This window comes from Kocuria gwangalliensis (genome assembly GCF_039544365.1).
GTDB lineage: Bacteria > Actinomycetota > Actinomycetes > Actinomycetales > Micrococcaceae > Kocuria > Kocuria gwangalliensis.
Window position 1 is genome coordinate 198,920 of record NZ_BAABLN010000008.1, and the last position, 7,382, is coordinate 206,301.

Genomic DNA, 7,382 nt, shown 5'->3' on the forward strand with positions numbered 1-7,382 from the left:
GCTTACAGGATTCCCAGGTTGGTCCGCAGCTCGTAGGGGCTGACCTCCACCCGGTAGTTGTCCCAATCTCGGCGCTTGTTGCGCAGGAAGTAGTCGAAAACCTGCTCCCCGAGCAGCTCCGCCATGAACTCCGAATCCTCGGTCTGCCGGATGGCCTCGTGCAGGCTCGTGGGCAGCGGCTGGTGGCCCACGGCGCGGCGCTCGGCACTACTCATGGCGAACACATCGTCCATTTCCACCGGCGGCAGCTCGTACTCGTTCTCGATGCCCTTGAGCCCCGCCCCCAACAACGCCGCATAGGAGAGGTACGGGTTGGTGGCGGAATCGATACCGCGGTACTCGATGCGCGAGGACTGCACCTTGTCCGGCTTGTACAGCGGCACCCGCACCAGGGCGGAACGGTTGTTGTGGCCCCAGGACATGTAGGACGGTGCTTCGTCGCCGGCCCACAGCCGCTTGTAGGAGTTCACGAACTGGTTGGTGACCGAGGTGAACTCGGGTGCGTGGCGCAACAGTCCGGCAATGAAGTGACGGCCGACCTTGGACAGCCGGAACTCCGCGCCGGCTTCGTAGAACGCGTTGGTGTCCCCCTCGAACAACGAGAAGTGGGTGTGCATGCCCGAACCGGGCTGACGGGAGAAGGGCTTGGGCATGAAGGTCGCGTAAATGCCCTGGGACAGCGCCACTTCCTTGATGATCGTGCGGAACGTCATGATGTTGTCCGCGGTCTGCAGGGCGTCCGCGTAGCGGAGGTCGATCTCGTTCTGCCCGGGCCCGGCCTCATGATGGGAGAACTCCACGGAAATTCCCACGGCTTCGAGCATGTTCACCGCGGTGCGGCGGAAGTCCTGGACCACACCACCGGGCACGTGGTCGAAGTAGCCTTCGTAGTCCACGGGCGTGGGCTCACCGGTCTTGGCGTCCAGCTCCGAGGACCGCAGCAGGTAGAACTCGATCTCCGGAGCGGTGTAGCACGTGAAGCCCATGTCCGCGGCCTTGGTCAGGACTCGACGGAGCACACCGCGCGGATCGGAGGCCGAGGGCTCCCCGTCCGGGGTCTTGAGGTCGCAGAACATCCGGGAGGTGGGTTCGTCGTCCCCGCGCCAGGGCAGCAACTGGAAGGTGGAGGGGTCCGGCTGGAGCAGCATGTCGGATTCGTACACGCGCGAGAGCCCCTCGATGGACGAGCCGTCAAAGCCCAGGCCCTCGTCGAAAGCGGCCTCCACCTCCGCCGGGGCCAGCGCCACGGACTTGAGCGTTCCCACGACATCGGTGAACCACAGACGCACGAATCGCACGTCGCGATCCTCAATGGTTCGCAAAACGAATTCCTGCTGCCGATCCATGTGGGGCCACCTCGGGTATCTCGACCGTGTTGCGGATGTGCTTGCGGCCCCGTGACGTCTGCGTCACCGCTGAGCCGCTCCCCCAACTCTAACGGCAGGCCCCGCGCGCTGACACGACGTGGATTCTCACGGCGAGTGCGGCGTCGTCGGCGGCGGTACCCTGGACCAATGACCGCTATACCCCCGTCAGATCAAGCCGCCTCGACATCGTCACTGAGCGAGGTGACGCGCGTGCGCACCGTGCACTTGCAGCGGGCCAAGGCACAGGGCGAGAAATTTGCGATGCTCACCAGTTATGACGCCTTGACGGCCGCAATTTTCGACGGCGCCGGCGTGGACGTTCTGCTCGTGGGAGACTCCGCGGGCAACAATGTGCTGGGCTACGAAACCACCCTTCCGGTCACGCTCGACCAGATGATCCCGTTGGCCGCCGCGGTCTCCCGCGCCGCCCAACGCGCCCTGGTGGTCGTGGACCTGCCCTTCGGTTCCTACGAGGAATCCCCGGAACAGGCCGTCCGCTCCTCCGTGCGCATCATGAAAGAAACCGGTGCCCACGCCGTCAAGATCGAGGCGGGTGCGGAACTCTGCGACCACGTGGCCGCCGTGGTGCGTGCCGGCATCCCCGTGATGGGCCACGTGGGCTTCACTCCCCAATCCGAGCACGCCCTGGGTGGTTATCGGGTGCAGGGCAAGGGCGACGCCGCGGCCACGCTGATTGCTGACGCTCAGGCCGTGCAGGCGGCCGGGGCGTTCGCCGTGGTCCTCGAGATGGTCTCCGCGGACGCCGCAGCCCAGGTCGAGGACGTTCTTGTCATCCCCACCGTGGGTATTGGCGCCGGAAATTCCACCACGGGGCAGGTGCTCGTGTGGCAGGACATGCTGGGACTGCGAACCGGACGCATGCCGCGCTTCGTCAAGCAGTACGCTCAGTTGTCCCAGACCATCGGGGATGCCGTGGGTAGCTACGTGACAGACGTGAAGTCCGGTCGGTTCCCGGCCGAGGAGCACAGCTTCCGCGGCTGATATCGATGTGAGGATGGCGGTGGCCCGGACCACGAGGTCCGGGCCACCGTTGATCTCGGGGTAGCTCAGTCGCCCTTGTAGGCGGCGTCCTCGTCATCCCAGCGCTTGGTGTTCTCCGCCGCGGTCTTCAACGCACGTGATGCTTCCTCACGAGTGGCGTACGGACCCATGAGCTGGCGGTAGTCGTCCTTGGGACCCTCTTCCACCTGCTTGGTGTACAGGTTGTACCAGTACTCGGCCATGACTTTGCCTCACTCTCCCGGCGCTGCGCGCCCTGTCGGTCGGTGGGTCCGAAGGTGCAAAACCCCGGGACCTCGGCTCGGCTCTGCTCCGAGCGTCTAAGGATTAGGCTAGTGCCAAGACACACCCCGAGCCCGCACTCGCGCCGGCTCGGCACCCACCTTTTCAACCCGTTGGAGGCAACGACCCACCGTGACATCGCACAATCTGGCCCCAGCCCCCGGTTCCACCGCGCCGATCGGTGATCTGAAACCGGGGATCATCGGTTCCTCCCGGTCCGTCCCCGCGGTCATCCCCCGCCCCGAGTACGTGGGTCGCATGGACCCCAACGAGGGCAACGGCTCCAACATCTACACCCCCGAGGAAATCGAAGTGGTCCGTGAGGCCGGTCGGATCGCGGCGCGGGCCCTGGAGCTGGCCGGAGCGGCAGCCCAACCCGGGGTCACCACGGATGAACTGGACCGCCTGGCCCACGAATACATGTGCGATCACGGGGCCTACCCTTCGTGTCTGGACTACCGGGGCTTCCGCAAGTCGATTTGCACCTCCCTCAACGAGGTCATTTGCCACGGAATTCCGGACTCCACCGTGCTCGAGGACGGTGACATCGTGAATCTGGATGTCACCGCGTACAAGAACGGCATGCACGGGGACACCAATGCGACCTTCCTGGTGGGAGACGTGGACGAGGACTCCCGCCTCCTGGTGGAGCGCACTCGCGAGGCCACCAACCGCGCCATCAAGGCCGTGCGTCCGGGCCGTGAGATCAACGTGATCGGACGTGTCATCGAGAAGTACGCCAAGCGATTCAACTACGGTGTGGTGCGCGACTTCACCGGACACGGCGTGGGGCGAGAATTTCACTCGGGTCTGATCATCCCCCACTACGACGCCGCGCCCAGTTACAACACCGAGATGACGCCGGGAATGATCTTCACGATCGAGCCCATGCTCACCCTGGGATCGATTGCGTGGGACCAGTGGGAGGACGACTGGACCATCACCACGTCCGACAAGCGCCGCACCGCCCAATTCGAACACACCATGGCTGTGACAGAAGACGGCGTGGACGTACTCACCCTGCCGTAAACTAACCGCACATTCGGGGGTCGAACACTGCCCCTGACCACCTGGTTTCACCGTGAACCGAGAGGACCGTTCATGAGCCCCACCAACCCTTCGAAGGCCCCTTCGACGCTCGGCATCGGAGTTGATATCGGCGGTACCGGCACCAAGGGCGGGATCGTCGATCTCAGGACCGGGGAGCTCGTGGGCGACCGGTTCCGCATCCCCACGCCCAAGCCTGCCACCCCGGAGGCCGTGGCCACCGTGGTCAAGCAGATCGTGGACGAACTGCAGTCCCGCCCCGACGCCCCGGCTCCGGACTCGCACGTGGGCATCGTGTTCCCGGCCATCATCAAGGACGGCGTGGCGCTCTCGGCCGCCAACGTGGACAAGTCATGGATCAACACCAACGTGGATGCGCTCATGACCGAAACCCTGGGCCGTGAAGTGGAGGCTCTCAACGACGCCGACGGCGCCGGGTTGGCGGAGGCGTACTACGGCGCGGGCCGCGACAAGACCGGTTTGGTCATGGTCATCACCCTGGGCACCGGCATCGGATCCGCAATGATCCTCAACGGCCAGCTGGTTCCCAACGCCGAGCTGGGCCACCTGGAAATCGACGGCCACGACGCCGAGACCCAGGCATCGGCAGCGGCTCGCGAACGCGAGGATCTACCGTGGAAGAAATGGGCCAAGAAGCGACTGCAGCGGTATTTCTCCCACGTGGAGTTCCTGTTCTCCCCGTCCCTGTTCATCATTGGCGGCGGTGTGTCCAAGAACTCCGAGAAGTTCGTGCCGTACCTGGACCTGAAGACCCCGGTGGAAATTGCCTCACTGCGCAATAACGCGGGAATCGTGGGTGCTGCCCTGTGGGCCCAGCAGTGCCGGGACGCACAGGCGGCCAAGGCAGTGATCGACCCCGAGAAGAAGTAGCACGAACCCCGAATGCAAAGAATCCCGTTGGTACCGCGGCTTCCCCTCCGCAGTCCCAACGGGATCTTCGTGTTCTAGTTTATGTAGCTCTGGCGATTCAATCAAGATCACGGAGCAGTTCATTTGTGAGCGATCGCAGGAACCCGCCCACGAACGCGTCCACCTTGACCGTGGCCAGGTGATCGGAGCCCGTGACCCCGTGATTGACGATGACCACGGGAATCCCGTTGCTCACCGCCCGACGCACATACCGTTTGCCGGAATTGACCGTCAATGACGTGCCCACGACAAGGAGTGCCTCGGCCCTGTCGACCACTAGTTTTGCGTAACGCACCCGCTCCGCCGGCGCGTTCTCGCCGAAGAACACCACGTCGGGTTTGAGGATCCCGCCGCACACCGGGCAGTCCAGGATGTTGAAGTGCTCGGTGTGTTCAATGGTGGCGTCCGCGTCCGGCGCGTACTCGATGTCGTGGCGCGTGGCGACGTCGTCGTAGAACCCGGGATTCAACGCATCCAAGCGATCCGACAACACCGCACGGGGAATGGTGGAGCGGCAACGGGTGCAGATCACCCGTTGATGAGTGCCGTGCAGGTCCAGGACGTCGATACATCCGGCTTTTTGATGCAACCGGTCGATGTTCTGGGTGATGATTCCGCAGAGCGAGCCCCGGTGTTCCAATTCCGCCAGGGCCGCGTGCGCCTCGGAAGGTTTCGCCTGGGCGACGAAGTGCCATCCGAACTGGTTACGCGCCCAGTAATGACGACGCATCCGTTCCGAGCCCATGAATTGCTGGTAGGTCATGGGCGTTCGTGGTTTCGCCCCGGGGCCCCGATAGTCCGGGATACCGGAATCGGTGCTGACGCCCGCGCCCGTGAGGACCGCCAACCGCCGTCCCGACAACGCGGAAACCGCCGCTGGCAGTCCAGCGGCGGCATCGAGGGCATGAGGATCCGGAAACTGTGTCGCGTCCAGGGGCGCCCCGTAGCCGGCGCGAATCACCCGAACGGGCATCAGTGCTGCTCGAGTTGGGCCAGCGCCTGTTCGAGGCGCTCCAATTGCCGGGGTTCCGTGACCTCGGACTCGAAAGCGTCCACGATCACGCCCTGGGAATCAAGGACAAACGTCTGCCGCTTGGCGTAACCGCCGTCCTCGGACAGAACGCCGAAGCGCCGGCTGACATCACCGTGGGGCCAGAAATCCGACAGCAACTCGAAGTCATAGGATTCCTGGCGTGCGAAAGCGTCCAGGGTAAAAGAACTGTCGGTGGAGATCCCCAGCACCTTGGCGTTGCTCATCTCGAACACCTCGGGGTGGTCCTGCAGATAGCACAGCTCACTGGTGCACACGGGTGAGAACGCGAACGGGAAGAAGATCAACACCGCGGGGTTGCCGCGCAGTTGTGAGAGCGTCACCGCGGTGCCGCGCTGGTTGGGCAGGGTGAAATCCGGTGCGGAAGACCCGACGGAGATCATGGGAGCAGCTCCTGGCGTGGCTGGTGGGTGATCGCGCACATGGTCAGAAATTGCGCTTGGGTGCCAACCGGGTGACGGACCAGTCCGAGGAAACCCGCGCGGTGGTGGTCACGTGCAACCCCGCGGTGGGGGCAGCATCTTGCACGTCGGCCGGGGAAACGTGGTCTTCGCGGCCGGCCTTGGGGGTCAGCAGCCAGACCACACCGCCCTCGTCAAGGGTCGTCTGGACGTCCACGAGTTCGTCCACCAGGTCTCCGTCGCCGTCGCGCCACCACAGAATGACGGCGTCCACCACTTCCTGGGCCTCGTCATCGAACAGCTCAGAGCCGATGGTGGCTTCGATCTGGTCCCGCAACTGAGCGTCGACGTCGTCGTCGTAACCGAACTCCTGGACGTAGTCGCCGTCCTTAAAATTGAGCTGGTCCACCGCGGACTCGTCGGGGGCCTTTGCCTCGCTCACCGTATGTACTCCTTCTCGATGTAGACGTGCAACCGCCCACAGTGCCGATGCACTGACGGATGTCGTGGCCGACGGGTGCCGGACCGAACATAGAAACGGTGCGATACAAGACAACACCGGATTCGAGTCTCGTTCAAGCTCCACCGCATGGAAAGCGCGGATTCAAATTGTTGTGACGACTTCTATGTGACGCGCCGAACCAGAGCCTGCCGGTATGATCACTGACCATTTATGACACGATATAGAGCAAAGCGGTACGTCCCACAGCGGGCACCGATGACGCTCCTCGCCGGGCCACCCCCGATTCACGGAGCCGATGATAGAGAGGTTGAAGTGTCTTCATCCAGCAACCACCACATTCTCAGTGGCTTGACCAATAATCTGGAGGACGCCAACTCCGAGGAAACCCAGGAGTGGATCGAATCCTTCAAGGGTCTGATCGAGACTCAGGGCACCGAGCGCGCGCAGTACATCATGCGCGCCATGTTGCAGTACGCGGGTGCGCATTCGGTCGGTGTGCCCATGGTGACCACCTCGGACTACGTGAACACCATTCCCGTGGACCAGGAACCGGAATTCCCCGGCGACGAGGAGATCGAGCGTCGGTACCGCGCGTTCATTCGCTGGAACGCTGCGGTCATGGTCCACCGCGCCCAGCGCCCCGAAATTGGGGTGGGTGGCCATATTTCCTCGTACGCCGGCGTGGCCACCCTCTACGAAGTGGGCTTGAACCACTTCTTCCGCGGACCCGAGCACCCGGGTGGTGGTGACCAGATCTTCTGGCAGGGCCACTCCTCCCCCGGCAACTACGCGCGGGCCTACTTGGAAGGCCGCCTCACCGA

Annotated in this window: 8 protein-coding genes and 1 pseudogene; 4 read left to right on the forward strand and 5 right to left on the reverse strand. The window is 63.9% G+C overall.

Translation table 11 applies throughout. The annotated features are described in order from the left end of the window. Nucleotides 1-2: 2 nt before the first annotated feature. Nucleotides 3-1,346, reverse strand: a complete 1,344-nt coding sequence (glnA, locus tag ABEA06_RS04210) for a type I glutamate--ammonia ligase (RefSeq protein WP_303383036.1) — start codon at nt 1,344-1,346, stop codon at nt 3-5. Nucleotides 1,347-1,514: 168 nt separating this feature from the next. On the opposite strand from glnA, the gene panB reads away from it, so the two are divergent. Then, the gene (gene panB, locus ABEA06_RS04215) at nt 1,515-2,369 is read left to right on the forward strand and encodes a 3-methyl-2-oxobutanoate hydroxymethyltransferase (RefSeq protein ID WP_303383037.1); all 855 of its coding nucleotides are present in this window, start codon (nt 1,515-1,517) and stop codon (nt 2,367-2,369) included. Between the two features lie 65 nt (nt 2,370-2,434). Here panB and ABEA06_RS04220 read toward each other — a convergent pair whose 3' ends face one another. Continuing rightward, nucleotides 2,435-2,611: an SPOR domain-containing protein gene (locus tag ABEA06_RS04220; RefSeq protein WP_303383038.1), complete on the reverse strand. Its 177-nt coding sequence runs from the start codon at nt 2,609-2,611 to the stop codon at nt 2,435-2,437. Between the two features lie 190 nt (nt 2,612-2,801). On the opposite strand from ABEA06_RS04220, the gene map reads away from it, so the two are divergent. Both map and ppgK read left to right on the forward strand, forming a co-directional pair. Continuing rightward, nucleotides 2,802-3,698, forward strand: coding sequence for a type I methionyl aminopeptidase (gene map / locus ABEA06_RS04225; RefSeq protein WP_303383039.1), 897 nt, complete (start codon nt 2,802-2,804; stop codon nt 3,696-3,698). Nucleotides 3,699-3,770: 72 nt separating this feature from the next. Then, nucleotides 3,771-4,607, forward strand: coding sequence for a polyphosphate--glucose phosphotransferase (gene ppgK, locus ABEA06_RS04230; RefSeq protein ID WP_095798247.1), 837 nt, complete (start codon nt 3,771-3,773; stop codon nt 4,605-4,607). Between the two features lie 97 nt (nt 4,608-4,704). On the opposite strand, the gene ABEA06_RS04235 is transcribed toward ppgK, so the two are convergent. Genes ABEA06_RS04235 through ABEA06_RS04245 form a run of 3 tightly spaced genes read right to left on the reverse strand, consistent with a single transcriptional unit; the run spans nt 4,705 to nt 6,540 of the window. Next, entirely contained in the window at nt 4,705-5,619 is a 915-nt protein-coding gene (locus tag ABEA06_RS04235) for a Sir2 family NAD-dependent protein deacetylase (protein WP_303383681.1), read from the reverse strand. After that, complete coding sequence (locus ABEA06_RS04240; RefSeq protein WP_129700560.1) at nt 5,619-6,080, reverse strand: peroxiredoxin; 462 nt, start codon at nt 6,078-6,080, stop codon at nt 5,619-5,621. Before ABEA06_RS04240 ends, ABEA06_RS04235 begins: the two co-directional genes overlap by 1 nt. 43 nt (nt 6,081-6,123) lie before the next feature. Further along, the gene (locus ABEA06_RS04245; protein ID WP_303383682.1) at nt 6,124-6,540 is read right to left on the reverse strand and encodes a DUF3052 domain-containing protein; all 417 of its coding nucleotides are present in this window, start codon (nt 6,538-6,540) and stop codon (nt 6,124-6,126) included. Nucleotides 6,541-6,873: 333 nt separating this feature from the next. Between ABEA06_RS04245 and ABEA06_RS04250 the strand changes: the two are divergent. Beyond that, a pseudogene (locus ABEA06_RS04250) lies at nt 6,874-7,382 on the forward strand (pyruvate dehydrogenase (acetyl-transferring), homodimeric type); the annotation flags it as partial.